24 protein-coding genes and 1 pseudogene are annotated in these 24631 nt (G+C 61.9%); 10 read left to right on the top strand and 15 right to left on the bottom strand.

What is annotated here, in order from left to right; all coding sequences use genetic code 11:
• Positions 1–9: 9 nt before the first annotated feature.
• The 9 genes from K7431_RS01670 to K7431_RS01630 all read right to left on the bottom strand — a co-directional run bounded on the left by K7431_RS01670 (position 10) and on the right by K7431_RS01630 (position 8402).
• Positions 10–393, bottom strand: coding sequence for a response regulator (locus K7431_RS01670; RefSeq protein WP_012724304.1), 384 nt, complete (start codon positions 391–393; stop codon positions 10–12).
• Positions 378–1727: a sensor histidine kinase gene (locus K7431_RS01665; RefSeq protein WP_043205361.1), complete on the bottom strand. Its 1350-nt coding sequence runs from the start codon at positions 1725–1727 to the stop codon at positions 378–380. The genes K7431_RS01670 and K7431_RS01665 overlap by 16 nt, the downstream gene beginning before the upstream one ends.
• A 382-nt stretch (positions 1728–2109) precedes the next feature.
• Complete coding sequence (locus tag K7431_RS01660) at positions 2110–3477, bottom strand: sensor histidine kinase (protein ID WP_012724302.1); 1368 nt, start codon at positions 3475–3477, stop codon at positions 2110–2112.
• Positions 3474–4136 (bottom strand): response regulator, encoded by a 663-nt coding sequence (locus tag K7431_RS01655; protein ID WP_012724301.1) that lies wholly within the window; start codon positions 4134–4136, stop codon positions 3474–3476. The genes K7431_RS01660 and K7431_RS01655 overlap by 4 nt, the downstream gene beginning before the upstream one ends.
• Positions 4137–4148: 12 nt before the next feature.
• Positions 4149–4793 (bottom strand): tetratricopeptide repeat protein, encoded by a 645-nt coding sequence (locus K7431_RS01650; protein ID WP_012724300.1) that lies wholly within the window; start codon positions 4791–4793, stop codon positions 4149–4151.
• Positions 4790–5599, bottom strand: a complete 810-nt coding sequence (locus K7431_RS01645; RefSeq protein WP_012724299.1) for an SDR family oxidoreductase — start codon at positions 5597–5599, stop codon at positions 4790–4792. Before K7431_RS01645 ends, K7431_RS01650 begins: the two co-directional genes overlap by 4 nt.
• A complete protein-coding gene (locus K7431_RS01640) occupies positions 5586–6260 on the bottom strand; it encodes a TenA family transcriptional regulator (RefSeq protein WP_012724298.1) in 675 nt (224 codons plus the stop codon). Before K7431_RS01640 ends, K7431_RS01645 begins: the two co-directional genes overlap by 14 nt.
• Positions 6257–7735, bottom strand: coding sequence for an AMP-binding protein (locus K7431_RS01635; RefSeq protein ID WP_012724297.1), 1479 nt, complete (start codon positions 7733–7735; stop codon positions 6257–6259). The genes K7431_RS01640 and K7431_RS01635 overlap by 4 nt, the downstream gene beginning before the upstream one ends.
• Positions 7725–8402, bottom strand: a complete 678-nt coding sequence (locus K7431_RS01630; RefSeq protein ID WP_012724296.1) for a thermostable hemolysin — start codon at positions 8400–8402, stop codon at positions 7725–7727. Before K7431_RS01630 ends, K7431_RS01635 begins: the two co-directional genes overlap by 11 nt.
• 191 nt (positions 8403–8593) lie before the next feature.
• Here K7431_RS01630 and K7431_RS01625 point away from each other — a divergent pair, with 191 nt between their 5' ends.
• From K7431_RS01625 to xylB, 6 genes are all read left to right on the top strand, one after another.
• Positions 8594–9136 carry a cytochrome b gene (locus K7431_RS01625; protein ID WP_043205360.1) on the top strand — a complete coding sequence of 181 codons (543 nt, stop codon included), beginning with the start codon at positions 8594–8596 and terminating at the stop codon, positions 9134–9136.
• Between the two features lie 164 nt (positions 9137–9300).
• Positions 9301–10830 (top strand): sugar ABC transporter ATP-binding protein, encoded by a 1530-nt coding sequence (locus tag K7431_RS01620; RefSeq protein WP_012724294.1) that lies wholly within the window; start codon positions 9301–9303, stop codon positions 10828–10830.
• Positions 10823–11800: an ABC transporter permease subunit gene (locus K7431_RS01615; RefSeq protein ID WP_012724293.1), complete on the top strand. Its 978-nt coding sequence runs from the start codon at positions 10823–10825 to the stop codon at positions 11798–11800. The genes K7431_RS01620 and K7431_RS01615 overlap by 8 nt, the downstream gene beginning before the upstream one ends.
• Before the next feature lie 34 nt (positions 11801–11834).
• Positions 11835–12767, top strand: coding sequence for an ABC transporter substrate-binding protein (locus tag K7431_RS01610; protein ID WP_012724292.1), 933 nt, complete (start codon positions 11835–11837; stop codon positions 12765–12767).
• A gap of 21 nt (positions 12768–12788) precedes the next feature.
• Positions 12789–13781, top strand: coding sequence for a LacI family DNA-binding transcriptional regulator (locus K7431_RS01605; RefSeq protein ID WP_012724291.1), 993 nt, complete (start codon positions 12789–12791; stop codon positions 13779–13781).
• Positions 13782–13796: 15 nt separating this feature from the next.
• Entirely contained in the window at positions 13797–15296 is a 1500-nt protein-coding gene (gene xylB, locus K7431_RS01600) for a xylulokinase (RefSeq protein ID WP_012724290.1), read from the top strand.
• Here the strand turns inward: xylB and K7431_RS01595 are convergent.
• Positions 15268–15843, bottom strand: coding sequence for a hypothetical protein (locus K7431_RS01595; protein ID WP_012724289.1), 576 nt, complete (start codon positions 15841–15843; stop codon positions 15268–15270). The two genes, xylB and K7431_RS01595, sit on opposite strands and share 29 nt — an antisense overlap.
• Positions 15844–15963: 120 nt before the next feature.
• Positions 15964–16404 carry an Lrp/AsnC family transcriptional regulator gene (locus K7431_RS01590; protein ID WP_012724288.1) on the bottom strand — a complete coding sequence of 147 codons (441 nt, stop codon included), beginning with the start codon at positions 16402–16404 and terminating at the stop codon, positions 15964–15966.
• A gap of 109 nt (positions 16405–16513) precedes the next feature.
• On the opposite strand from K7431_RS01590, the gene K7431_RS01585 reads away from it, so the two are divergent.
• Positions 16514–17416, top strand: coding sequence for a DMT family transporter (locus K7431_RS01585; protein WP_012724287.1), 903 nt, complete (start codon positions 16514–16516; stop codon positions 17414–17416).
• Here K7431_RS01585 and K7431_RS01580 read toward each other — a convergent pair.
• The 3 genes from K7431_RS01580 to fabF form a co-directional block, all read right to left on the bottom strand.
• On the bottom strand, positions 17394–19373 hold the full coding sequence (locus K7431_RS01580; protein ID WP_012724286.1) for a peptidase U32 family protein: 1980 nt from the start codon (positions 19371–19373) through the stop codon (positions 17394–17396). The two genes, K7431_RS01585 and K7431_RS01580, sit on opposite strands and share 23 nt — an antisense overlap.
• A gap of 105 nt (positions 19374–19478) precedes the next feature.
• Complete coding sequence (locus K7431_RS01575; protein WP_012724285.1) at positions 19479–19859, bottom strand: RidA family protein; 381 nt, start codon at positions 19857–19859, stop codon at positions 19479–19481.
• Positions 19860–19923: 64 nt separating this feature from the next.
• A complete protein-coding gene (gene fabF / locus K7431_RS01570) occupies positions 19924–21192 on the bottom strand; it encodes a beta-ketoacyl-ACP synthase II (protein WP_012724284.1) in 1269 nt (422 codons plus the stop codon).
• A 107-nt stretch (positions 21193–21299) separates the two neighbouring features.
• Between fabF and K7431_RS01565 the strand changes: the two genes are divergently transcribed.
• The 3 genes and pseudogenes from K7431_RS01565 (at position 21300) to K7431_RS31010 (ending at position 23266) form a co-directional block, all read left to right on the top strand.
• Positions 21300–21788: a winged helix-turn-helix transcriptional regulator gene (locus K7431_RS01565; protein ID WP_012724283.1), complete on the top strand. Its 489-nt coding sequence runs from the start codon at positions 21300–21302 to the stop codon at positions 21786–21788.
• 122 nt (positions 21789–21910) lie between these two features.
• Positions 21911–22678: pseudogene (locus K7431_RS31015) on the top strand (PAS domain-containing protein); the annotation flags it as partial.
• A 3-nt stretch (positions 22679–22681) separates the two neighbouring features.
• A complete protein-coding gene (locus K7431_RS31010) occupies positions 22682–23266 on the top strand; it encodes a methyl-accepting chemotaxis protein (protein ID WP_224265899.1) in 585 nt (194 codons plus the stop codon).
• A 310-nt stretch (positions 23267–23576) separates the two neighbouring features.
• Here the strand turns inward: K7431_RS31010 and K7431_RS01550 are convergent, their stop codons facing one another.
• Positions 23577–24446, bottom strand: coding sequence for an isocitrate lyase/PEP mutase family protein (locus K7431_RS01550; protein ID WP_012724281.1), 870 nt, complete (start codon positions 24444–24446; stop codon positions 23577–23579).
• Positions 24447–24631 lie beyond the last annotated feature (185 nt).

Below are 24631 nucleotides of genomic sequence, written 5' to 3'. Positions count from 1 at the left end.
GGAGAGGACTCATATGAGGGGTTTGGTGTGCTGTTGCAGCAAGGTGTCAATCACCTGGTACAGCTCTTTGTAACGCAGCGGCTTGATGATGTAGGCGTCACAGCCGGCCAGCCGGGTTTTTTCACGGTCTTCTTTCATCGCCATGGCCGTCAGGGCGATCACCGGGATGTGTGCGGTAAGCGGGTCACGCTTGAGCAGCGCGGTGGCGGCCAGGCCGTCCATGCCCGGCAACTGGATGTCCATCAGGATCAGCGCCGGTTGCTGTTCGCGGGCCAGGGTCAGGCCGGTTTCGGCATCGGGCGCCCACAGCACGGTGTGACCTGCATTCACGAGCAATAAGCGCGCCAGGCGCATATTGGCCTCATTGTCCTCAACGATCAGGATGTTGGCCATGCCGCCTCCGGGGCGCGGTGCAGCGGCAGCCAGGCCACAAAGCGTGCGCCACAGCCTTCGCGGCTGGCCACGGCGACGCTGCCGCCATGCAGGTCCGTCAATTGCTTGACCATCGCCAGCCCCAGGCCGGTGCCTTCGAATTTGCGCGCCAGGCTACTGTCGATCTGGCTGAATGCCTTGAACAGCTTGCCCATGTCGTCCTCGGCAATCCCGATGCCCGTGTCGCTGACGCTCAACTCGAGGAACTGTTGGTGGGGGCTATCGGGCAAGGCAAAGTTGTACACCGGCCATTCGCCTGGAATCTGCCCGACCTGTTCGCGGGGCACCTGGCGCACCGTCAGCGTCACTGAGCTGCCGTGCTCGCTGAACTTTACGGCGTTGGCCAGCAGGTTGTAGACGATCTGTTTGGTCTTGCGCAGGTCCAGCGCCAGGCAACCGAGGTCTTCGGGGCTTTCGAGTTTCAACTGGATGCGGTGCAGCGCGGCTTTTTCCCGCACGATCAGCAGGCTGTTGGCCAATAACCCCGCCAGCTCGACGGCTTCCAGTTCCAGCTCCATCATGCCGGCCTCCACCTTGGACAGGTCGAGGATGTCATTGATCAGCGACAGCAGGTGCTGGCCGCTGGTGAAAATGTCGCCGATGTACTCGCGTTGGGTGTCGCTCATTTCGCCGACCAGGCCATCCTTGAGCGCTTCGGAAAAACCGATCACCGCATTCAACGGCGTGCGCAGTTCATGGGACATGGTGGCGAGGAACTCGGACTTCATGTGGCTGGCGTGTTCCAGCTCCAGGTTCTTCTCTTCCAGCGCCCGCTCGAAGCCTTTGCGCTCGGCTTCTTCCTGCTTGCGCGCGGTGTTGTCGGTGCCGATCAACAGGTAGCCGATGATGGTGTCGTAGCGGTTGCGCAGGGCGGTCACCGAGACCATGGCCGACAGGCGACTGCCGTCCTTGCGGATATAGGTCAGCTCATAGATGTCTTCGATGCCACGCGAGGCCTTGAACACCAACGCTTCGAAACCCGGCGTGATCGGCGTGTCCAGCTCAAGGCTGAGGGCGGCGGCGCGGGTGATCAGTTCGACGGGGTCGGAGATGTCGGCAGGGGTGATGCGGTTGACCACATCGGCGGCGGCATAGCCGAGCATGCGTTCGGCGCCCACGTTGAAGATCTGGATGACGCCTTTCTCGTCGGTGGCGATGCTGGAAAAGTACGCGCTGTTGAAGATCGCGTCCTGCAGGGCGCCGGTCTTGAGCAGGGTTTTCTGCCGTTTGAACTCGACGATTTTTTCGGCCCGCGATTGGGGTTCGGGGGAGGTGCCAACAGCTGGTTTGTCCACTGCGTTGTTGTCCGTGCAGATAAGGCCCGGACGCGTCGTTGACACGGCCGCAGAGCATACTCACAGAAAATCGCAGCAACGCGATGAGGAGGAGATGAGGTCCTTGGACGATAGCAGATACCGCACCCCGCGCGGTACGAATACGCTCAAACGAATGTATGCCGACAACGGGCTCGGGGCGCCCGTTCAGTGCTGTTCACCACGTCACACTACTGTCGACCTGGGTACTTTTACCCAGATAAATGGCGCTGTGTAACCCTGAGGCACGGTTCAGCTCGCGGAGCGGGGCATTGGCTGTCGCGTCGACGACATGCATTCGTTTGAATGCATTGGCGCGCGCTGTCGTCCTCAAGTGACGCATCAACGTGCCCCCCACAGTCGGTCATGACTGCGGGATTTCCAGCGTTGCTCTCAGCCCTCCGGCCGCCAGGTTTTCCAGGCGTACCTGGCCGCCGAGGCGCTGGGCGATGGTGTGTACGATGGTCAGGCCCAGGCCGGCGCCTTCGGCGTTGCCCCGGCTGTAGAACAGCTCGAAGAGGCGGTCACGCTCACTTTCTTCAATGCCGGGCCCTTGGTCATCCACGGTCAGCACGAAACGCTTGGGGACCTGGCACAACCTCACCGTAATGACCCCGTATTCCGGAGAGAAATTCGCGGCATTGGTCACCAGGTTGGTCAGGGCGATGTTGATTGCGCCGGCATCGGTCGTCACGCGGTACGGCGCATCGTCCACGTCGAACACCAGCTCAAGGCCTTTGCTCAGCAGCCAGGGTGTCAGCTGGATCAGCGTTTCACGCACTGTCGTTGCCAGGTCGATGGTTTGTACGGATGGCTGTGTGGCGCTGGGTTCAAGGCGCGCCATGGTCAGCAATTGGTTGACCAGGCGGGTGGTGCGGTCGACGCCGGTGATCAGAAAAGCCAGGGACTCGCGGCGTTCGGTGTCTGTGCCGGCTTCCAGTAGGTTTTGCGCGTGCACCCGCAATACCGCCAGGGGCGTACGCATTTCGTGGGCGGCGTCGGCGATAAAGCGGCGCTCACGGCCGAGCATCTCCTGGATCTGCGCCAGCATGCGGTTCAATGCCGCCTGCATGGGCTCCAGCTCCGTGGGCAAGGGGGTCAGTTGCATCGGTTCCAGTGAGCCAGAGTGCCGCGCACGCAACGTGGCAGCCATATCGGCCAGCGGCTTGAGCCCCCAACCGATGGCCAGCCAGACCATCGCGGCCAGGATCAGACTACCCAGCACATTGGGCCACAGGGTATGCCGCACGATGCGTTGCACCAGGTCGGACCGTACATCGTCGCGTTCGCCCACCCAGATGCGCAGGCCATTGTCCTTGTCCTTGAGCACGAAGCCGCGCCATTGCCGACCATTGAGGTCGTTGATGTTGCTGTACCCCGGCTGTGCAGGCGGCTTCGAGAAGGAAGGGGCGCTGGCGGTAAACACCAGCAGCTCACCCTGCGGGTTCCACACCTGAAAGGCGATTTTACTTTCATAAGGGTGCCCATCCACCTTGGGCATGGCTTCGCCCAAGGCTTTATTGAAGGCGCGATACAGGTCTGCCTGGTCTTTGCTGGCCAGCGGCATGCTCATGACGCCTTGGAGCAGCCGCGCGTTTTGCGCCAGTTGTGCGTCGTAGACTTCGGCAATTTCGTGATTGCTGTCATGCAGGTTCAGCACGCTGATCACCAGCAGCCCGGTGAGCAGCAGGCCAATAATAAGGGTCAGGGTTCGTCGCCGGATCGAAGTCATCGGCGCTCCTCGACCAGGTAGCCCACACCTCGGACGGTGCGAATCAGTTCGCTGGAGAACTTCTTGCGCAGGTGATGGATGTGCACCTCCAGGGTGTTGCTTTCGGCTTCTTCGTTCCAGCCGTAGAGCAATTGCATCAACTGGTCACGGGTCATGACGCGGCCGGGCGGCGATAGCAGCTCGTGCAGCAGTTGATATTCCTTGGGGGTGAGAAGCACGGGGACACCGTGATAACTGACCTGCTGCGTGCTCGGGTCCAGGCAGATACCCGCGTGCTCGATTACCACCCGGGCACGCCCGGCGCTGCGGCGCAACAAGGCGCGCAGACGCGCCTTGAGTTCAGCCAGGTCGAACGGTTTGACCAAGTAGTCATCGGCGCCGGCATCTAGCCCGGCGATGCGGTCTTCGGTGGCGTCGCGCGCCGTGAGGATCAGCACCGGCACGGTCGCGCCACTGTCGCGCAGGCGACGCAGCACTTCCAGTCCGTCCATGCGTGGCAGGCCAAGGTCAAGCACCACGGCGTCAAAAGTTTCGCTGAGCAGGGCATGCAAGGCACTGTTGCCGTCTTGCAGCCAGTCGACGGTATACCCCTCACGCGCCAGTGCCTGGTGAATGCCTCCCCCCAATGCGTCGTCATCCTCGATCAGTAATAGGCGCACGCGGACTCCTGGTCAGTTGAGTTTTTTATGGATGTCGGCCAGTAGGCTTTCGATCTCTTTGCGCCGCCCGGCATCGGCGGTTTCCCGACCGGGTCGTGGCGCGGCCAGCAGGGCTTTTTGCAAAGCCTCACGCGCTTCGCCATAACGCTTTTGCCGGTACAGGTGGTCTCCCCAAAAGTACAGACTATCAATGCCCGCCGGGTTGAGTTGCAAGGCCTGTTTCAGTAACTGTTGCGCCTTGTCGGCATCGCCGAAGCCGATTGGCCAGCCGGGTACGCGGTCGTACAACGCCGCCAGGCTGGTGTAGGCGGAGCCTTGCAGTGCCTTCGGGTCCAGGGCGAGGGCTGTTTCCAGATCGACCTTGGCCCGCTTGACCTTGCTCAACGCACCGAGCCCGCCTTGGGCACCGGCCCAACTGCTGGTGACAATCCCCGACCAGATCCACGCCTCGGCGGTCTGTGGGCGGGCCTGGGTGAAAGCCGTCGTCTGGGCGGCCAGTTGTTCGAACGCTTGGGTACGTTGTTCCTCCGGCAGGTTGTATTGGATCTGTGCCCAGCGTGCCTGGATATCGTTCAGGCGCTGCTGGTCGGCGGTGTCCAGCGCCCAGGTGAAGGGGCTCAAGGCACAGAGCAGCAGCGCGGCAAGCAGTCGTTTCATGGTTTCAGGTCCTTTTTCACGGGTTTATCGATCAAGCGACGTACCAGCGGCAGCTGTTTACGTAACCCTCGGTCGACCAGGTTCGGCCACAGGCTGTTGAGGCGCACAAAGAAGCGCTCCGGCCAGCCCAGGTACAGGTCGCGACGTTCGTTGGCAATCGCCTGGATGACCGCGTGCGCCACCGTGTTCGGGTCGTCGACATTGGCCTTGAGCGCATCGTTCAAGGCCTGTGCCGCCGGGCTGTTCATCGTGGTGCGGGTCGCACGTGGCGCCACGTACAGCACGCCGACACGGGTGTCGGCCAGTTCCCGGCGCAAGGCTTCGGAAAAACCGCGCAAGGCGAACTTGGTGGCGCAGTAGGTGGCGTAGCCGGGGTAACCGATGGAGCCATAGGTCGAGCCGACATTCACGACCATGGCGCTCGGCGCTTGCTTGAGCAGCGGCAGCAGCAGCTTGGTCAGGCAGATGGGCGCGGTAATGTTGAGTGCCAGCATGCCGTTGATTTCGTTGTCGTCCAGCTGTTCCAGCATGGCAAAGTGGTTGATACCGGCGGCGTTGATCAGCAGGTTCACCCCCCCGATGGCTTCGGCGGCGGCCAGCACCTTACGGCGGTCAGCGAGGAAGGTCAGGTCGGCACCGACCCAGCACAGCTGCTGGGGGTAGCGCTCAAGCAAGCCCTCCAGCGGCACCCGATGACGGGCCACGGCCAGCACCCGCGCGCCGCTGGCGCACAGGGCGGTGGCAATTGCCAGGCCGATGCCACCGCTGGCGCCGGTCAACACCACGCGCGCATCAGACAGGCGCATCGGAAGCCTCCCCGAGGCGCGGCAGACTACGGAACATGTCGGTGTACAGGGCGTAGACCACCTTGGATGCGCGGATCACCGCGGCCTGGTCGTCGGGGTCTTCCAGGCTGTTCATCAAGCGTCGGTAGGTTTCCATGTGGCCGATGTCCAGGGCTCCGTGGGAGTTCAGGTAACTGAACGCCGTGTCAGGCAGATGCAAACGCTCACGGATACTGCCGGCCGCATGGGTGGCCAGGGCGATGCTGGTGCCTTCCAGCACATTGACCATGCCGAACAGGCCGACCGGGTTGTCACGGGCGATCAGGTCATAGAGGTAACTGACCATCAGCTCGATGGGCAAGCCAGGGCGCCCGTCACGCACGGCGTCCTGGTCACCGCCACAGGCGGCGATGTCATTGAGCACCCATTGTTCATGGCCATATTCATCCTCGATGTACTCACAGACGGCCTTGCGCAACCACTCCAGGCGCGACGGCAGGCGCGCACCGCAGGCCATCATCAACGGCACGGTATGCCGGACGTGGTAGTAAGCCTGAGTCAGGAACGCGCGATAGCTTTCCAGGCTGACCTTGCCCTCCAGGGCCTCCCGAATAATCGGCAAATTGAACAGTGCCTGGCGTTCCTGCTGGGTGGCTTCTTGAAGCGTGTCGAAAAAATTCACGATGAGGTTTCCTCGTTGAGTCGCGGGGCAAGTTGGGCTTGATACCAGGCGACGATAGCGTCGCGTCGTGGTCGACCATTGGCGGTGAGCAGGCCATTGGTTGCGGTAAAGGGTTCTGCCAGGCGCGTCCAGCGATGTACCTGGGCATAGTCGGGCAGGCCGACGTTGGCCTGCGCCACGGCGGCGGCCAGTTGGCTGTCGCTGCAGTCGGCGCGATGAGGCCAGAGCAAGGCGTGGTTCTCCGGCAGCGCTTCGCCATAGACGAACGCCTGGGCGATGACGCCGTCCTGCGTCAACTCGGCCTCGACCCAATCGGGGTTGACGTTGCGTCCGTAGCTGGTGACGAATTGATGCTTCTTGCGGCCCTTGAGGTAAAGAAACCCGTCCGCGTCAAAGTCACCGAGATCGCCGGTGGGCCACCATTGTTCGGGCTGATCGGGCTGGCCCAGGTAGCCGAGCAGTGTCGACCCCTTGATCAGCACCTCATCGTCTTCGGCCAAGCGGAGTTCAACATGGGGCAACGGCCGCCCGACACTGCCTGGACGCTGCGCCCCGGGGGCGTTCAGGCATACCACAGAGGCACATTCCGAGAGCCCGTAACCTTCGTAGACCGGCATGCCCAGCCGGTGTGCGCGTTGCAGCAAGGCCTTGGACACACGGGCACCGCCGACGGCGGCAAATCGCAGGCCCTGGGGGCTGAATGCCTTTTGCTCGGCGGCGATCACCAGCATCAACAGCAATTGCGGAACCAGGATCAGGCTGTGGGGCTGGCGCGTCGCCAGGCACCCGAGCAACTGTGCGGCGTCTACCGCGCTGGCGCCCTGGATGCCCAGGCTCTTCTGGCTGGGTACGCTCAGCGTGGCGCCGGCATACAGCGCCGCGTAGCAGCCGAGGTTTTCCAGCAAAATCGCAATGGGCAACAGCGCCAAGTGATGGCGCGGATCGGTGATGTGGCTCGCCTGGTGCAACTCGCGGGCGACCCGAAGCAGGCTGTCGGCGCTCAGGCAGACCCCCTTGGGCGTTCCGGTGGTACCGGACGTGAACGTCACCTTGGCGGTGCCCGAAGGCATGGAAGGTCGGCCTTCGAAGCCGCGGCACCAGAAGTCGCCGGATTGACGGTAACCGCCGGCCAGCAATTCTGCCTCCAGGTAAGGCTCGGCGATCACCCGTTCGGCGTGACTCTGTTCAAGGCAGTGGATGCGCTGGGCCGGACTGAAGAACGGCGGGAGAGTCAGGCAAGTTAACCCTTCGAACAACACCGCCAGGTCCCACAGCATCGCGTCCACGCCGTTGTCCAGGGCCAGGGCCACGACCTTGACGCCCTCATCGCGCAGGCGCTCCTGTCGATACGCGACTTCGGCGAACAATGAGGTGTAGTCCATTTTCATTGCGTCACCCCACAGAGCGATGGCGCCATCGTTGCGTTCGGCATGGCCGCGCAGTACGGCGTGGAAGCGACAGGTTTCAGGCGACATGGCTGGTGTCCTCGATCGTGGTAGGCAACCCCAGGCGCGCGAACAGGCCCATGTTGCGCAAATGGACGAATCCGGCGCGGATATTGCCGACATGCACCCAGGGTTGGCTTTCGTAGTAACTGCCCCAGTGGTGGCGATCATCGCCCAGGCGCTGCGGGTCGGCCGCGCAGAGGGTGACGGGCTTTAAGCCGAGGCGGTGGAAGCTGTTGACCAGGCCGATATTGCCGGTGAACGCCACCCACTCCAGGCCCCCCATGGCGAGCAGCCAGGTAATGGCGATGATGCTCAGGCGCGCACTGCCGGTATCGCTGGCCGCGAGGTTGCCGACTTCGGCAATGGCGCTGCGCTCTACCGGGTGTTCGGCGGCGGCGCTGATCAGCGGCTCGACCGCATGGTCCAGATAACGCTCCAGGAACAACGGCTCAGCGCTCGCCAGGCGTACGCCGGCGACGGCACACAGGTCACCGCTGGCCTGGCTGACGCCGAATAGCTGCGGCATGAAATGGCGGATATCGGCCCCGTGGGCGATGCGAAAACGCTGTTGGATAAACGCTTCGAAGTCAGGGCGCTGAGGGTCTTGGGGCAGGGCGCGAGCCAGGCGCAACGGTGCACTGTCGGCCTGGCCAAACAGCAGCGGTAATGGCGTGTTCCAATCGATATCGGGCATTGGCGTTACGCCTCCCCAGTGAAGTTGGGAGGAGTATCAAAGGCATTTCTTAACGAAGTCTGAAGGTGGCGAAAATGTGGCGAAAATGACCGTTCTATCGATCTTCAGATTGCCTTAAGACTTGTCGGGCAGGGTGGCGCCGACTCTTCCCTGCCACGTAAGGCCGCCCTCCTGCACAAGGTGTGTTTCCCATGAGCGACCCCCTGATCACGCAACGCTACGCAAGGCTATCGATGACGCTGCACTGGTTGATGCTGGCGCTGTTCGTCGGCGTCTATGGCTGCATTGAAATCAAAGGCCTACTGCCTCGCGGCCATGCGCTCAAGGGCGTGCTCCTGGGCGGGCACGCACTGTTCGGCATCGGAATTTTCCTGCTGGTCTGGCTGCGCCTGTGGGCGCGCCTGGCGCCGCGGCCACCGATTGTGCCGCGCCCACCTGCCTGGCAGACGGGCGTATCGCACTTGATGCACATGGCGTTGTACGGCCTGATGATCGTTACGCCGCTACTGGCCTGGTTGATGCTCAACGCCGCCGGCAAACCGCTGCCTTATCTGGAGTTCCCATTGCCCTCGCTGGTGGCGCCTGACCCGGATCTGGCCAAGCAGTTCAAACACTGGCATGAGTGGCTGGGCAGTGCCGGTTACTGGTTGATCGGCCTGCACGCGGTAGCGGGGCTGTTCCACCATTACTGGGTACGGGACAACACCTTGCTGCGCATGTTGCCAAAACGTTAGAAATGCCGAAATAGCTAAAAAAGCGCTTGATGAAACGTTTCATCTTGCGACAAACGGCGCAAGCAAGCGCTTGCGTAAGCAAATGTATCTGATTAGAGTCGGTGGCAATCGGCTCTGATCCAAGGAGCGCGAATACAAAAATAATAAAATCCAGGAGCTCATAGATGAGCCTTGAACCCTTGCTTGAGATGCAGGGCATCAGCAAAACCTTCAACGGTTTGCGCGTGCTCAAGAATGTCGGCCTGAAGGTCTACCCCGGCGAAATCCACGCCTTGATGGGGGAGAACGGCGCCGGCAAGTCCACCCTGATGAAAATCCTCTCCGGCGCCTACCAAGCCGACCCTGGCGGTGAAATCCGCATTGGCGGTCAAACCATTCCCACCTTCGACCCTGCCACCGCCAAAGCCCTCGGCATCGCCGTGATCTACCAGGAACTGAGCCTGTGCCCCAACCTGAGCGTGGCCGAGAACATCTACCTGGGCCGCGAACTGCGGCGCGGTTGGACCATCGACCGCAAGGGCATGGAAGCCGGTTGCATCGAAGTGCTGCAACGCCTGGGCGCGGAGTTCACCCCGGCAACGCGGGTCAGCAGCCTGTCGATCGCCGAACGCCAACTGGTGGAAATCGCCCGCGCCTTGCACGCTCACGCCAAGATCCTGGTCATGGACGAACCGACCACGCCGTTGTCTTCCCGTGAGACCGACCGCCTGTTCGCGCTGATCAAACAGCTGCGCAGCCAGGGGTTGGCGATCATCTACATCAGCCACCGCATGGCCGAGATCTATGAGTTGTCGGACCGTGTGTCGGTGCTGCGCGACGGCCAATACATCGGCGAACTGACCCGCGAGGCGCTGTCGGCCGAAGTGCTGGTGAAAATGATGGTGGGTCGCGACCTGTCCGGCTTCTACAAGAAGGAACACGCGGCGTACAACCCCGGCAACGTGGTGATGCGTGTGCGCGACATGGCCGACGGCAAGCGTGTGCGCAACTGCAGTTTCGACCTGCATGCCGGGGAAGTGCTGGGCATTGCCGGCCTGGTCGGGGCAGGGCGCACCGAGCTGGCGCGCCTGATCTTCGCCGCCGACCCGCGCACCTCCGGCACGCTGGAAGTGGTCGGCAAGACCGTCACGCAACTGCGCACCCCGGCGGATGCCATTCGCGCAGGCGTCGTTTACCTCACCGAAGACCGCAAGGCCCAAGGCCTGTTCCTGGACATGAGCGTGGCCGACAACATTAACGTCTGCGCCTGCGTGCCGGATGCCCATGCCGGCGTACTGGATCGCGGGCATGCCGCGCAGCGCGCCACGGACGCGATCAAGTCGCTGTCGATCCGCGTGGCGTCGGGCAAGGTCAATGTCGGCGCCTTGTCCGGCGGCAATCAACAAAAGGTGCTGCTGGCGCGACTGCTGGAGGTCAAGCCGCATGTGCTGATCCTCGACGAGCCCACGCGCGGCGTGGACATCGGCTCCAAGTCCGAAATCTACCGCATCATCAATCAACTGGCCCAGGCCGGCGTTGGCATCGTGGTGATCTCCAGCGAACTGCCGGAAATCATCGGCACCTGCGACCGCGTGCTGATCATGCGCGAAGGCCAGTTGGTGGCTGAAGTCGGCGGCGCGTCAGGCCAGGTTATTTCCCAGGAACGTATTATTGACCTCGCCACCGGTGGCGATCAGGTGGTAGCCAATGGCTGAATTGAATGTTGCAACAATCGGTAAAGCTGAGCGCGCACGCGAACTGATGCGCACAGTGGGTATGTTGCCGGTGCTGATCCTGTTGCTGGTGGGCTTTGCCTTGGCCAGTGAGAACTTCCTGACGGTGCAGAACCTGTCGATCATTACCCAGCAGGCCTCGGTGAACGTGGTGCTGGCGGCGGGCATGACCTTTGTGATCCTCACGGCGGGGATCGATCTGTCGGTGGGCGCGATCCTGGCGGCGTCGGCTGTGGTGGCGTTGCAAGCGTCAATGTCGCCGCAGTTCGGCATGTTCGGGATCGCCGCCGGTATCGGCTTCGGGCTGCTACTCGGGTTGGTCAACGGCGGGTTGATCGCCTTCATGCGCTTGCCGCCGTTTATCGTCACCCTCGGTGCGTTGACCGCCATGCGCGGCCTGGCTCGCCTGCTAGCGGACGACAAGACCGTCTTCAACCCGGACCTGCCGTTTGCCTTTATCGGCAATGATTCGATCCTCGGTGTGCCCTGGCTGGTGGTGATCGCCGTGGCGGTGGTGGCGCTGTCGTGGTTCATCCTGCGCCGCACGGTGATGGGCGTGCAGATCTATTCGGTGGGCGGCAACCCTGAAGCGGCGCGGTTGTCGGGGATCAAGGTGTGGAAGGTGCTGCTGTTTGTCTACGCCATGTCCGGCGCCTTGGCCGGGCTGGGCGCGGTGATGAGCGCGTCGCGCCTGTTCGCCGCCAACGGCCTGCAACTGGGGCAATCCTATGAGCTGGATGCGATCGCCGCGGTGATCCTCGGCGGCACCAGCTTTACCGGCGGCGTCGGCACCATCGGCGGCACGCTGATCGGTGCGCTGATCATCGCGGTACTCACCAACGGTTTGGTGTTGCTGGGCGTCTCGGACATCTGGCAGTACATCATCAAGGGCATCGTGATCATTGGCGCCGTGGCGCTGGATCGTTATCGCCAGTCCGGTGCGCGGACCTGATTTCACTCATACAACAATCACAAGAGAGACCCGCATGAACCTTAAACGCATGTTTCCCGTCATTGCCTTGGCTGCCCTGATGTCCCACGTCGTCGAGGCCCGAGAGTTGAAAGCGCTCGGCATCAGCATGGGCTCACTGGGCAACCCGTATTTCGTGACCCTGGCCGACGGCGCGACCGCCAGGGCCAAGGAATTGAACCCCAACGTCAAGGTCACCTCGGTGTCCGCCGACTATGACCTGAGCAAACAGTTTTCGCAGATCGATAACTTCATCTCCTCCAAGGTCGACCTGATCCTGATCAACGCCGTCGACCCGTCCGCCATGGCCTCGGCGATCAAGAAAGCCCGCGACGCCGGCATCGTCGTGGTCGCCGTGGACGTGGACGCCAAGGGCGTGAACGCCACCGTGCAGACCGACAACGTCGAAGCCGGCAAGCTGGCCTGCCAGTACCTGGTGGACAAGCTGGCCGGCAAGGGCAATGTGATTATCCAGAACGGCCCGCAAGTCACCGCCGTGACTGACCGAGTCAAAGGCTGCAAGTCCGCACTCGCGGCCGCGCCGGAGATCAAGGTGCTGTCCGATGACCAGGACGGCAAGGGTTCCCGCGAAGGCGGCCTGAACGTGATGCAGGGCTATCTCACGCGCTTCCCGAAAATCGACGGACTGTTCGCGATCAACGACCCGCAAGCCATCGGCAGCGACCTGGCGGCCAAGCAGCTCAAGCGCAGCGGCATCATCATCACCTCGGTGGACGGTGCGCCGGATATCGAGAACGCGCTGAAGACCGACACGCAGATCCAGGCATCGGCCAGCCAGGACCCCTGGGCCATGGCGCAAACGGCAGTGAACGTGGGCAATGACATTCTCAACGACAAAGCCCCTGCCGAAGCGATTACTCTGCTCACGCCAAAACTGATTACCCGCGACAACGTCGCTACCTACAGTGGTTGGTCGAGCAAACATTGATCCAGTGAGAGGAACTGCACCGTGGTGACCATGGATGACGTGGCAAGCCGGGCAGGGGTGTCGACGTCGACCGTGTCACACGTGTTGAACGGCACCCGCAAAGTCAGCCCGGCCACGGTGCAGGCGGTGCAGCACGCGATCCAGGCGTTGGGGTACATCCCCAACACCCTGGCGCGCTCGCTGGCCCGCTCCAGTACCAACACCATCGGCGTGGCGATTTCTGCGCTGTCCAACCATTACTTCAGCGAAACCGTGCACGCGATTGAAACCGAGTGCGCCAAGCACGGCTTCATGATGCTGTTTGTCGATACCCACGACGACCCGGAGCAGGAATTGCGGGTGGTCACGGCGCTGCATCATCGGCGGGTCGACGGGATTGTGCTGGCGCCGTCAAACGGCTCCAAGGCCCTGGCGTACCTGCGGGCCAACGAAATTCCCGCTGTGCTGGTGGACCGCATGATGAGCGAGCACTTCGACCAGGTCGGGGTGGAGAATGCCCAGCCGACCCAGGCCCTGGTTGAGCACCTGATTGCCCATGGTCACCGTCGGATCGGCTTTATCGCCGGGCGCGAGGGGTTCAGCACCACCGACGAGCGCGTTGCCGGGTATCGGGCTGCGCTGCAGGCGGCGGGGCTGGCGTTTGATCCGCAACTGCTCGTCAACGGCGGCTCCAATACTGAGCCCGCCCGCCAAGCCACGGTGCAGCTGCTCGCCTTGGCGCCACCGCCCACGGCGATCATGGCCGGTAACAACCTGATGACGCTCGGCGCCATGCAGGCCCTGCGTGACGCGCAGATCGACGTGCCGTCACAGATGGCCCTGGTGGGCTTTGATGATTTCGACTGGGCGGATTTTTTCGTGCCGCGCCTGACCTTGATCGCTCAGCCGGTCCAGGCACTCGGCGCCCAGGCGGTAAACCTGCTGTTGCACCGCATGGCGTGTCCCACCGCACCGCCCCACAGCGTGCGCCTGGCGCCGACCTTGCAATGGCGTAATTCATGTGGCTGCGATTGATTGGAAGACCTGCATATGAGCCGTCCTGTTTCCCTCGGCATCGACCTCGGCACCTCGGAACTCAAGGCCATCCTGATGGACCTCGACGGGCAGGTGCTGGCCCACGCCGGCGTGCGCCTGAGTGTGTCGCGGCGCCACAGCGGCTGGTCCGAGCAGGCGCCGGAAGACTGGTGGCAGGCGTGTTTACAGGCGCTGACCCAGTTGCGCGGGCATGCGGCGTTCGCCCACGTGGCCTGTATCGGCCTCTCCGGGCAGATGCACGGCGCGGTATTGCTGGGGGCTGACAACCGCGTGTTGTACCCGGCGATCCTGTGGGATGACTCCCGCGCCATCGCCGAGGCCGAGCAACTGGGCGCGACGTTCGCGGACGTGACCGGCAGCTTGCCGATGGCCGGGCTGACCGCGCCGAAACTGCTGTGGCTGCAACAGCATGAGCCAGCGGTGTTCAAGGCCATCGACTGCGTGTTGTCACCCAAGGATTACCTGCGTTTGCGCTTGAGTGGCGAGCGTATCAGCGAAATGTCCGACGCTGCGGGTACGTTGTGGCTGGATGTGGCACGGCGTGAGTGGTTCGTCCCGATGCTGCGAGCAACAGGCCTCACGCTTGAGCAGATGCCCAGGTTGGTGGAAGGCGGTGCCGCCAGCGCTGGGTTAACCGTGGACGGACTGGGCTTGCCTGCTTCGGTCGTTATCGCTGGCGGCGGTGGCGATAACCCGGTGGCGGCGGTGGGTATCGGTGCAATCAATGCAGGGGACGGGTTTATAACCCTGGGCACCAGCGCGGCCATCGTCGCCATCACCGACCACGCCGCCGGCAACCCGGCCAGCGCGGTACACAGCTTCTGCCATGCACTGCCGGACCGTTGGTACACCATGGGCGCGATGCTCGCCGGCGCCAGTTGCTTGCGCTGGGTGACGCGCCTGACGGGCATGCCGGATGAGCAAACACTGTTGGATCAGGTGCAGGCGCAATTGCCGATGGGGCAACCGGTGCCCCTGGACACGCCGTTGTTCCTGCCTTACCTCGCCGGTGAACGCACGCCGCATAACGACCCGTTATTGCGCGGTGGCTTTATGAGCCTTGGCCATGACTGCACGCCAGCCCTGCTGGGTTATGCGGTGATGGAGGGGGTGGGGTTTGGTTTGCTGGATGCGTTGCACGCGGTGGAGTCCGCCGGGGCCAACCTCGGCGCCTGCGCTCTGGTTGGCGGCGGCGCGCGGAGTGAATATTGGGCGCAGTTGCTGGCCAATATCCTGCAGCGGGAGGTCTTCACCTTGCACGGCAGTGAGTTGAGTGCCTGCATTGGTGCGGCCAAGTTGGGGTTTATGGCGATTGGGCAGGGTGAGCCATTATTAGCGGCAGGGATGTCTGTCAAGGCGCGCTATAAGCCGGACAGCGCGCTAGAAGTGAATCTGCACGCCCGTTATAGCATGTTCCAAGGCTTACTTCCGGCAGCTCAGGGATTGAGCCCCGCGAGCATGGAGGCTACAGGGGCTTCGTCAAGCCAATATTAATCATGGCCAAAACGACGATACAGGTCGCACTGGTGCCCAAGAGGATGAAGTAATGCTTGAAGAACTTTCGGTTGCTACCTATAAGCGGCGCGAATGCCCAGAATGCCGCCATGAATAGCATTTCTGTGGTTGATAGCGTTTGTTGGCTGTTGTTTAGGTAGAACGGGGCAATCAGGAGTACACAGGCGGTGAATGCTATCGCGGCCCTCGTCCCTGCTGCTTCTGCCTTGTTTGTCCAGTCCGTTCCGGCAATCATCGATCTGAACCAACAAGCCAATATAATCAGCATCGACAGTAAAAAGTCCATGGAGCTTTTTGTGAGATGAATATCTGCCAGTGAGAACAGCTCCGTCACCGGATCCCTGATCCACAATTGGTAGACGCTCAGCGTGTCTCTGAATATCCCCCTCCACTTGACGATGCCATCCGACAACGATGCCAGTGAGTTGACCATCGCAATAATCGGAATGACTGAGTAAACCTTAAAAAGTGAATTGCCTGTCTTCATATGACTGAGCATTTCGTCCCAATCTTCTTTTAAACTCATACTACGTCCCTAGAATACCTGTCTCGAAAAGATAGCAAATAGCCACAACTGGATCTATCTGACTGAACCCGCAACGGATCACATCAGGCCCATATGTCGCGATGCTGCGCACTTCAGCGACTAGTCACACAGCGGCGGCAAGCGCCGTTTCACCGGGGTTTTCTTGACGATCGCCGTGTTGGTTTCGGCATACGCGTTGATCCGGTCGAGCAAACTGTCGAGATGGTCCATGGTGCGCACGTGCAACCGTGCGATGAAGCAGTCTTCGCCCGTGACCTTGTCGCACTCGGTGAATTCGGGGATGGCCTGGATCTGGCGCTCCACCTCCTGCAATTTGCCCGGCAACGGGCGGATGCGCACGATGGCTTGCAGCAGGTAGCCAAAGTGCTTGGGGTCGATGTCGACGGTGTAGTGGGTGAGCACGCCGCGCTCTTCCAGGCGGCGCAGGCGTTCGCCAACGCTGGGTGACGACAGCCCGGTGATGCCCGCCAGGGCCTTGAGGGACAGGCGCGAGTCGTCCATCAAGGCGGCGATCAGTTGCTGGTCGATGGTGTCGATCATGGTATTTGCCTAATAAGAAAAGGTGATCTGGCGGTTTTGCCTTTTTTAGTCGCTGGAGCCACTGACCCGCAGATTGCCATACTTGAGCCTCACTTGAGGAGCCTCAATCATGGATACATCCATCCGTCGCGGGTCGTGGGAAATGGTCGCCGCCATGCTGATCTCGGGCACCATTGGCTGGTTTGTCTTGGTCTCCGACGTGTCGGTGATCGAAGTGGTGTTCTGGCGCTGTGTCATCGGCGGCCTGACACTGTTGCTGGTGTGCGCACTGCTGGGCTACTTGCGCCTGGACCTGCTGAGTTGGGCCACGTTGGGCCTGGCGATGCTCAGCGGCGTGGCGATAGTCGGCAACTGGCTGCTGTTGTTCGAATCCTATTCCCGCGCGTCGATTGCCATCAGCACGGCGGTGTACAACGTGCAGCCGTTCTTGTTGGTGATGCTGGCAGCGCTGTTCCTGGGTGAAAAGATCACCGTGCAGAAATTGGCGTGGCTGAGCGTGGCGTTCCTGGGGATGCTGGCGATTGTCACCGCTCATGGCGATCAACAGACCGGCGACGATTACCTGGCAGGCATCGCATTGGCATTGGGCGCGGCCTTCCTGTACGCCATAGCGGCGCTGATCATCAAACGTCTAAAAGAAGTGCCGCCGCATTTGATGGCGTTGATCCAGGTGACCACCGGCGCGCTGTTACTCGCGCCGAGGGTGCCTTGGCATAGCCTGCCGGACTCGACCAACGCCTGGACGGCAGTGGTGACGCTCGGCGTGGTGCACACCGGTTTGATGTATGTATTGCTGTACGGGGCGATCCAGAAGCTGCCCACGGCCATTACCGGCGCACTGTCATTTATCTACCCGATTGCGGCGATCTTCGTTGATTGGATCGCCTTCGGGCATCGCCTGGGCTGGCTGCAATGGCTGGGGGTGGCGGCCATTCTATTGGCGGCTGCAGGGTTGCAGCGGGGCTGGTGGTGGCCCCGCTCCCGCAGGGTTAGTGCGTGCCCTGAAAGATGATATTTTCCGGATTGAAATGCTCCACCACGCTGCCCGGCTGCGGTAGCCCGAGGATGTGCCCCTTGATCTTGCCCACCACGTGCATCTCGCAGGGTTTGCAGTCGAACTTCAGGGTCAGCACTTCGTCGCCGTGGATCAACTGCATCGGCGCGACCTTGGTCTTCACGCCCGTCACGCCCTTGGCCTGTTTAGGGCACAGGTTGAACGAGAAGCGCAGGCAGTGCTTGGTGATCATCACCGGGACTTCGCCGGTTTCTTCGTGGGCTTCGAAGGCGGCGTCGATCAGCTTCACACCGTGCCGGTGGTAGAAATCACGGGCTTTCTGGTTGTAGACGTTAGCCAGGAACGACAGGTGCGCATCCGGGTAGACCGGCGGCGGCGAGGTTTCTGCCTTGCGGCCACCGCGTGGGTGAGCGGCGATGCGAGCGGTGGTCAGCGCCTCGATCACTTCGCGGCGCAAGGCCTTGAGCTGCGAATTGGGGATGAAGAACGCCTGCGGCGCATCCAGCTGAATGTTCGTCGCGTGGTACTCGGTAGTGCCCAGTTGGCCGAGCAGGTCACGCAGGGTGTCCAGCGCCTGTTCCGGCTTGTTGGCCACACCAAACGGGCCGCGCAGGGTGACGCTGGCGCTGATGCCTTCTTCACTGGTGGCGACGACTTCAAGCTGCTCTTCACGCAAACGAGCAACCCAGGACAGGCCGATACGGCGCTCGGACGAGGTCTTCAACAGCGCCTGTTGCCAGTTGTGATCGAGGTTGCGGTTCAGCGGGTGGTTCGGGCGCAGTTGATGCAGGCCGGCCGGCATTTCATTCGGCTCGACGCGGTAGCGGTAGCGCTTCTCGCCGTCTTCCTCGAACTCACCTTTAGGCTCGGCGATGTTGGCGCGGAAACCCACCACTTCGCGTTTGACCAGCACATTCAGGCCGTCGCCATTGGACAGCGGCTCATGGGTGACCACTTGCAGGTCGCGCTTGCCGGCTTTTTCCACCACGCCCACCGGCAGGCCGGTGAAGGTCGGGGTGTCGAAGGCGCCGATGTCGATCTTACGGTCACTGACGAAATAGTCGGTGCTGCCACGGTGGAAGGTTTTTTCCGGGTCGGGCAGGAAGAAGTGCGCGGTGCGGCCGCTGGAAGCACGGGCCAGGTCCGGGCGGTCTTCGAGAATCTCGTCGAGGCGCTGACGGTAATAGGCGGTGATGTTCTTCACATAGCCCATGTCCTTGTAGCGGCCTTCGATCTTGAACGAACGCACGCCGGCTTCGACCAGGGCGCGCAGGTTGGCGCTCTGGTTGTTGTCTTTCATCGACAGCAGGTGCTTTTCAAAGGCCACGACGCGGCCCTGGTCATCTTTCAAGGTGTACGGCAGGCGGCAGGCCTGGGAGCAATCGCCACGGTTGGCGCTGCGGCCGTTCTGCGCGTGCGAGATGTTGCACTGGCCGGAGAATGCCACGCACAGGGCGCCGTGGATGAAGAACTCAACGGCGGCCTCGGTTTCGTCGGCAATGGCGCGGATCTCTTGCAGGTTAAGCTCACGGGCCAATACCAACTGCGAGAAACCGGCCTGGTCGAGAAACTTGGCGCGGGCGAGGGTGCGAATGTCGGTCTGGGTGCTGGCGTGCAGCTCGATGGGCGGAATATCCAGCTCCATCACGCCCAGGTCTTGCACGATCAACGCGTCGACACCGGCGTCGTAGAGCTGATGAATCAACTTGCGCGCGGGTTCCAGTTCGTTGTCGTGCAGGATGGTGTTGATGGTGGTGAAGACGCGGGCGTGGTAACGGCGGGCGAATTCCACCAGGGAAGCGATATCGCTCACGTCGTTACAGGCGTTATGGCGGGCGCCGAAGCTAGGCCCGCCAATGTAGATGGCGTCGGCGCCGTGCAAAATGGCCTCGCGTGCGATGGCGACATCGCGGGCAGGGCTGAGCAATTCCAGGTGGTGCTTGGGCAAGGACATAGTTTTTTTAGTCAGGCTTGTCACGGTCGAGGCGGGCATTGTAGCGATGAAAACCCCTACAAGCATCCGCGCATTGTCCGATTGTGACCGCTGGTGGAGCCTGACTCAGGCTTTGGCAGCCATCGCGGTGACTTCCACGCGCATACCCTCTACCGCCAACGCGGCCACGCCAACTGCCGCACGCACCGGCCAGGGCTTGGCGAAGAAGCGTTTGTAGACCTCGTTGAAAGCGGCGCGGTCGGCCATGTCCGTCAGATAAATGGTCAGGTGCATCACCCGGTCCATGCCGCTGCCGGCCTTTTCCAGGGCGACTTTCAGGGCTTGAAGGGTGCATTCGCTCTGCTGGGTGATGTCGCCCAGTTCCAGGCTGCCGTCGGCGCGGGTCGGGATCTGGGTGGACACCAGGATGCCGTTGAAGCCGATCACGTCGGAAGAAATCGAATCGGCATCCGGGTCCGGGGTGTAGTGCAGGTCGTGGTTGGCCATGGGCGCCTCTCGTTGGCAGGTTCAGAAAGGCGCCATGGTCCCCGAAAATGACGGAGGGGGCAAACTACGCCCAGCGGCGGAACAGTACGCTCGCATTCACACCGCCAAAGCCGAAGCCATTGGACAGCGCGTACTCAATCGGCATTGGCCGGGCTTGACCACGCAGCAGGTCCAGACCGTCAGCAAGGGCGTCGGGGTTTTCCAGGTTGAGCGTCACCGGAGCCACTTGGTCGCGCAGGGCGAGTACGGTGAAGATGGCTTCGATCCCGCCCGCCGCTCCGAGCAGGTGGCCGGTGGCGGATTTGGTCGAACTGATCGCCAGGCTGCCGCCCGTACCGAAGACCGTTCTGATTGCGGCCAACTCACCTTTGTCACCCACCGGGGTCGAGGTGGCGTGGGCGTTCAAGTACTGCACCTGATCCGCATTGATACCGGCCTGACGCAAGGCCTGCACCATCGCGCGTTGCGCACCGTCGCCGTCTTCCGGGCCCGCGGTCATGTGATAGGCATCGGCGCTGGTGCCGTATCCGACCAACTCTGCAATGGGTTGCGCGCCCCGCGCCAGGGCGTGCTCCAGCGCTTCGATGACGAGAATACCGGCGCCTTCACCCATGACGAAACCGTCGCGTGCCTGGTCGAAAGGGCGGGAGGCGCGTTCGGGCGTGTCATTGAAGTCGCTGGACAATGCCCGCGCCGCCGCAAAACCGGCGAGGCTGACCCGATGGATCGCCGCTTCGGCACCGCCACACACCGCCACATCGACTTCACCGGCGCGAATCATGCGCGCGGCGTCGCCGATGGCCTGTACACCGGCAGCACAGGCGGTGACCGGTGCACCCAACGGGCCTTTCAACCCGTAGTTGATCGACACATGCCCGGCGGCCATGTTGCTCAGGAAGGAGGGGATGGTAAACGGTGACAAACGCCGTGGGCCTTTGCTGTCGGTGGTACGCACCGCATCGGCGATCGCTGGGAAACCGCCCACGCCTGAGGCAATGATGGTGGCCGTGCGCGCCTGCTGTTCGGGCGTCTCAGGCGTCCAGCCTGCTTGCTTCAAGGCTTCATCCGCCGCCGCCAGGGCGAACAGGATAAAGCGGTCCATTTTGCGCTGTTCCTTGGCCGCCAGCAGCCGATCGGGGTCAAACCCGGCTTCGGGGTCCTGCTGCACGCTCTGGACCTGGCCACCGATGCTCACGGCCAGGTCTCCGATCAACGCCTGCGGCAAGCGACGAATGCCCGACTGCCCGGCCAACAGGCGTCGCCAGGTTGTCTCCACGTCAGCGCCCAATGGCGTCAGAGCGCCCATGCCTGTCACAACGATGCGTTTACTCATGATCAATCGACTCCGGTTGCGTTGAGGGTACAGACTTTATGGACGTCACTATCATAATGAAAGTAACATGGCATCACACACCTTTGCACCGACCGATAGGAACTTCCATGCAACGCAAATCCCTGACTCGCGACGAATGCCCCATCGCCCGTAGCCTTGAGCGGGTAGGGGAGTGGTGGAGCATCTTGATCATGCGCGACGCGCTGCAGGGCTTACGCCGTTTCGATGAGTTCTCACGCAGCCTGGGCATCGCGCCCAATATGTTGACGCGCCGCCTTAATGCGCTGGTGGAGGCCGGCATGCTGGAGCGTCGGCCTTACAGCGAGCGGCCGCCGCGCGACGAGTATGTGCCGACGGCCAAGGGTGAGGACTTTCGTATGGTGCTGATGTCGCTGGTGGCCTGGGGTAATCGGCACTACGCCGAGGAAGGCACCAGTGTCGAGTTGGTGGAGCGGGGCACCGGGCGTCCGCTGCAGCCGATATTGGCGAGCGAGCAGGGGGAGATCGTGTCGTTGGAGAACTGCGTTTTGCAGGCCGGCCCGGCCGCCAGCGACGGCATGCGCGAGCGTTTGGCGTCGCTCGCCGCAAAGCCTTGAATCACGCGGCTCCAGCAATAATTTGGCGCCAGAAAATAAACATTTTTGCCGCATAAAGTCGTGTATTTCTCAGCCGATAGCCCATCAAGAAACCAGTTTTTCCGCACGGCTGAGGGCACGTCATGTTCAACACAACACTCAAGACAGAACTGGCGGCCAGGACGGCCGAAGCCACTGAATACAAAGGACTGATTGCTGCACTGGAACGCTCCATGGCCGTGGTCGAATTCGACCTCAACGGCAAGGTGCTGCGGGCCAACGACAACTTCCTCAAGACCCTCGGTTATCGCGCCGATCAATTGGCCGGCAAGTCCCACCGTGACTTCTGCCTGCCAGAGCTGACCAGCAGCCCGGCCTACAGCCAGTTCTGGACTGACCTGAAGGCTGGCAGGTTTGTGTCAGGCACCTTCAAACGGGTGGACGCCAACGGCAAGACCGTCTGGCTGGAGGCCAGTTACAACCCGGTGCTGGATGAGCGTGGCCAGGTACTGAAAGTGGTCAAGTACGCCTTGGACGTCACCGCCAAAGTCGAGCAAGAGGCGGCGACCCGCAGCAAACTGGCCGCGCTGGACCGAGCAATGGCAGTGATCGAATTTGATTTGAGCGGCCAGGTGCTGGACGCCAATGCAAACTTCTTGAACGTCATGGGTTATGGGTTGGCAGAAATAAAAGGCAAGCACCATCGCCTGTTTTGCGAACCGGCGCTGATCAACAGCAACGAATACACAGACTTCTGGCGCCGCTTGAACAACGGCGAGTTCTTCACCGGGCAATTCAAGCGCCTGGGCAAGCATGGCCGGGTGGTGTGGCTGGAGGCGAGCTATAACCCGGTCTACGACGGCGACGGCAAGCTGGTCAAGATCGTCAAGTTTGCCAGCGACATCACCGAACGCGTGGAAAAGTTCGAGGAAGACTCTCGTGGTGCTTCCCGGGCCTACCATATCTCGTCCGAGACCGAGCGGTTTGCCGAACATGGCACCCAGGTGATCCAGGAGACCGCCACTGAAATGCGCCGCATCGCCGACAACATCGGCGCGTCTGCACGGCTGGTGGGACAATTGGGCGACCGATCCGAGCAGATCACCGCCATCGTCAACACCATTCGCGGCATCGCCGACCAGACCAACCTGTTGGCACTCAACGCAGCCATCGAGGCCGCGCGGGCAGGTGACCAGGGGCGCGGCTTTGCGGTGGTGGCCGACGAAGTGCGGCAACTGGCCGGGCGGACCAGCCGCTCAACGGCGGAAATTGCCGAGATGATCGGGATGATTCTCTCGGAAACCCGCGATGCGGTGAGCAGCATGAGCTCGACCCAGGAAGGCGCACAACGCGGCGTCAACCTGGCCGACCAGGCGGGCTCGGTGATCCTGCAGATTCGCACCAGCACCCGTGATGCGGTGGAGGCGGTCAGCATGTTTGCATCGAAGTTGGATGAGTCAGACGTGATTCCCAAAACCGCAGTCGGTTGGGTGGGCTGATGTAGCGAGGGAGCTAGCTATAAGGGCGCAGCTGTCTTGCTATGAGGTGGCTTTCTGTGGCGAGGGAGCTTGCTCCCGCTGGGGCGCGAAGCGGCCCCGCTCTAAAGGGACTGCTGCGCAGTCCAACGGGAGCAAGCTCCCTCACCACACGGATAGTCGACGATCAGCCGCAGCTCATTCAAATCGCCGAGGAGGGCAGTGATGGCTTCAACGTCATGTTCCCGAGGTTACCGGGTGGGCTGGATGACGTTTTCGATGAAGGCACTATCGGAAAAGGAGGGGCATTGCACCCCTCGTTCCGGTTTGGGTCTTACTCTTTGACGTCCATGAACTCTTCAGCCCAAGCCACGTAGTTTTCCGGCAAGGTGTACGTGTGGGTCAGCTCGGTAGCGCTCAGGTTATCGGTGCTATGGGTCAACTGGCGCTGAGCACGCAGGCTGTCGTAGGTCGCCTTGATCGCGGCAAAGTAGGCGCCGTGACCAGCAACCACTACACGCACACCGAGGCTGGCCAGACGTTTGGCGTCATTCAGTTTAGGGTTGCCATACGTCACCAGCATCAGCGGCACCGTCAGGTTCTCCGCGATCTGCTCGAGGTGCTCAAAATCAGCCACACCCACCATACAAATCCCATCGGCACCAGCTTTCTGATAAGCCAGGGTACGCTCGATAACCGCTTCAGTCGGCAACACGCCAGCATTGGTGCGGGCAATGATCGACAGTTCTGGATCAACACGCGCTTCCAGCGCGGCGCGGACCTTGCCGATGCCTTCTTCAATGGAGATCAGGTCAGTGGATTTACGCCCGAACTGCGCAGGCAGCAGCGTGTCCTCAATGGTCAAGGCGGCCACACCGGCACGCTCAAGCTCCTCAACGGTGCGCATCACGTTAAGGGCATTGCCGTAGCCGTGGTCGGCGTCGGCAATGAACGGCAGTTGGGCAACACGACCTATACGGGTGGCTTGTTCGACGAACTCACTCAGCGTGATCAGCGCGAAATCGGGTGCGGCCAATACCTGCAACGAGGCAACGGAGCCACCGAGGATGCCGACTTCGAAACCCAGGTCAGCGGCGATACGCGCCGACATCGGGTCAAAGACGGAAGCGGTTTCAACGCAGGTTGGGGTGGCAAGCAATTCACGGAATGTGCGGCGCAGGGCTGAGTGAGAAATCTTTGGCATGGGCTTTCCTGGTTCTGGTCATCGTCTTGTGACGATCAATGTCTATTCGTGGTGGTGCGAGATTAACATGCGGGCGAATAGGAGATGATGACGTTTCAGCATTAGGCGGGGGCTGAGGTATGGCGTGTGGGTTTACGGTTGGAGGGCGGACAGGATTGGCGGGCAGGGCCCGCCAGTTGATCGGC

The organism is Pseudomonas fluorescens group sp., assembly GCF_020093335.1.
GTDB classification, from domain to species: domain Bacteria; phylum Pseudomonadota; class Gammaproteobacteria; order Pseudomonadales; family Pseudomonadaceae; genus Aquipseudomonas; species Aquipseudomonas petroselini.
The sequence above is the reverse complement of the archived record's forward strand: the minus strand, read 5'-3'. Positions and strand labels throughout refer to the sequence as shown.

Coding starts and splice junctions, on each gene's coding strand:
- xylB (WP_012724290.1), top strand. CDS start 13,797: ATGAGCCGTCCTGTTTCCCTCGGCATCGACCTCGGCACCTCGGAACTC.
- K7431_RS01565 (WP_012724283.1), top strand. CDS start 21,300: ATGCAACGCAAATCCCTGACTCGCGACGAATGCCCCATCGCCCGTAGC.
- K7431_RS01630 (WP_012724296.1), bottom strand. CDS start 8,402: ATGCCCGATATCGATTGGAACACGCCATTACCGCTGCTGTTTGGCCAG.
- K7431_RS01620 (WP_012724294.1), top strand. CDS start 9,301: ATGAGCCTTGAACCCTTGCTTGAGATGCAGGGCATCAGCAAAACCTTC.
- K7431_RS01550 (WP_012724281.1), bottom strand. CDS start 24,446: ATGCCAAAGATTTCTCACTCAGCCCTGCGCCGCACATTCCGTGAATTG.
- K7431_RS01670 (WP_012724304.1), bottom strand. CDS start 393: ATGGCCAACATCCTGATCGTTGAGGACAATGAGGCCAATATGCGCCTG.
- K7431_RS01625 (WP_043205360.1), top strand. CDS start 8,594: ATGAGCGACCCCCTGATCACGCAACGCTACGCAAGGCTATCGATGACG.
- K7431_RS01575 (WP_012724285.1), bottom strand. CDS start 19,859: ATGGCCAACCACGACCTGCACTACACCCCGGACCCGGATGCCGATTCG.
- K7431_RS01580 (WP_012724286.1), bottom strand. CDS start 19,373: ATGTCCTTGCCCAAGCACCACCTGGAATTGCTCAGCCCTGCCCGCGAT.
- K7431_RS01645 (WP_012724299.1), bottom strand. CDS start 5,599: ATGCGCCTGTCTGATGCGCGCGTGGTGTTGACCGGCGCCAGCGGTGGC.
- K7431_RS01585 (WP_012724287.1), top strand. CDS start 16,514: ATGGATACATCCATCCGTCGCGGGTCGTGGGAAATGGTCGCCGCCATG.
- K7431_RS01650 (WP_012724300.1), bottom strand. CDS start 4,793: ATGAAACGACTGCTTGCCGCGCTGCTGCTCTGTGCCTTGAGCCCCTTC.
- K7431_RS01660 (WP_012724302.1), bottom strand. CDS start 3,477: ATGACTTCGATCCGGCGACGAACCCTGACCCTTATTATTGGCCTGCTG.
- K7431_RS01615 (WP_012724293.1), top strand. CDS start 10,823: ATGGCTGAATTGAATGTTGCAACAATCGGTAAAGCTGAGCGCGCACGC.
- K7431_RS01610 (WP_012724292.1), top strand. CDS start 11,835: ATGAACCTTAAACGCATGTTTCCCGTCATTGCCTTGGCTGCCCTGATG.
- K7431_RS01635 (WP_012724297.1), bottom strand. CDS start 7,735: ATGTCGCCTGAAACCTGTCGCTTCCACGCCGTACTGCGCGGCCATGCC.
- K7431_RS01590 (WP_012724288.1), bottom strand. CDS start 16,404: ATGATCGACACCATCGACCAGCAACTGATCGCCGCCTTGATGGACGAC.
- K7431_RS01595 (WP_012724289.1), bottom strand. CDS start 15,843: ATGAGTTTAAAAGAAGATTGGGACGAAATGCTCAGTCATATGAAGACA.
- fabF (WP_012724284.1), bottom strand. CDS start 21,192: ATGAGTAAACGCATCGTTGTGACAGGCATGGGCGCTCTGACGCCATTG.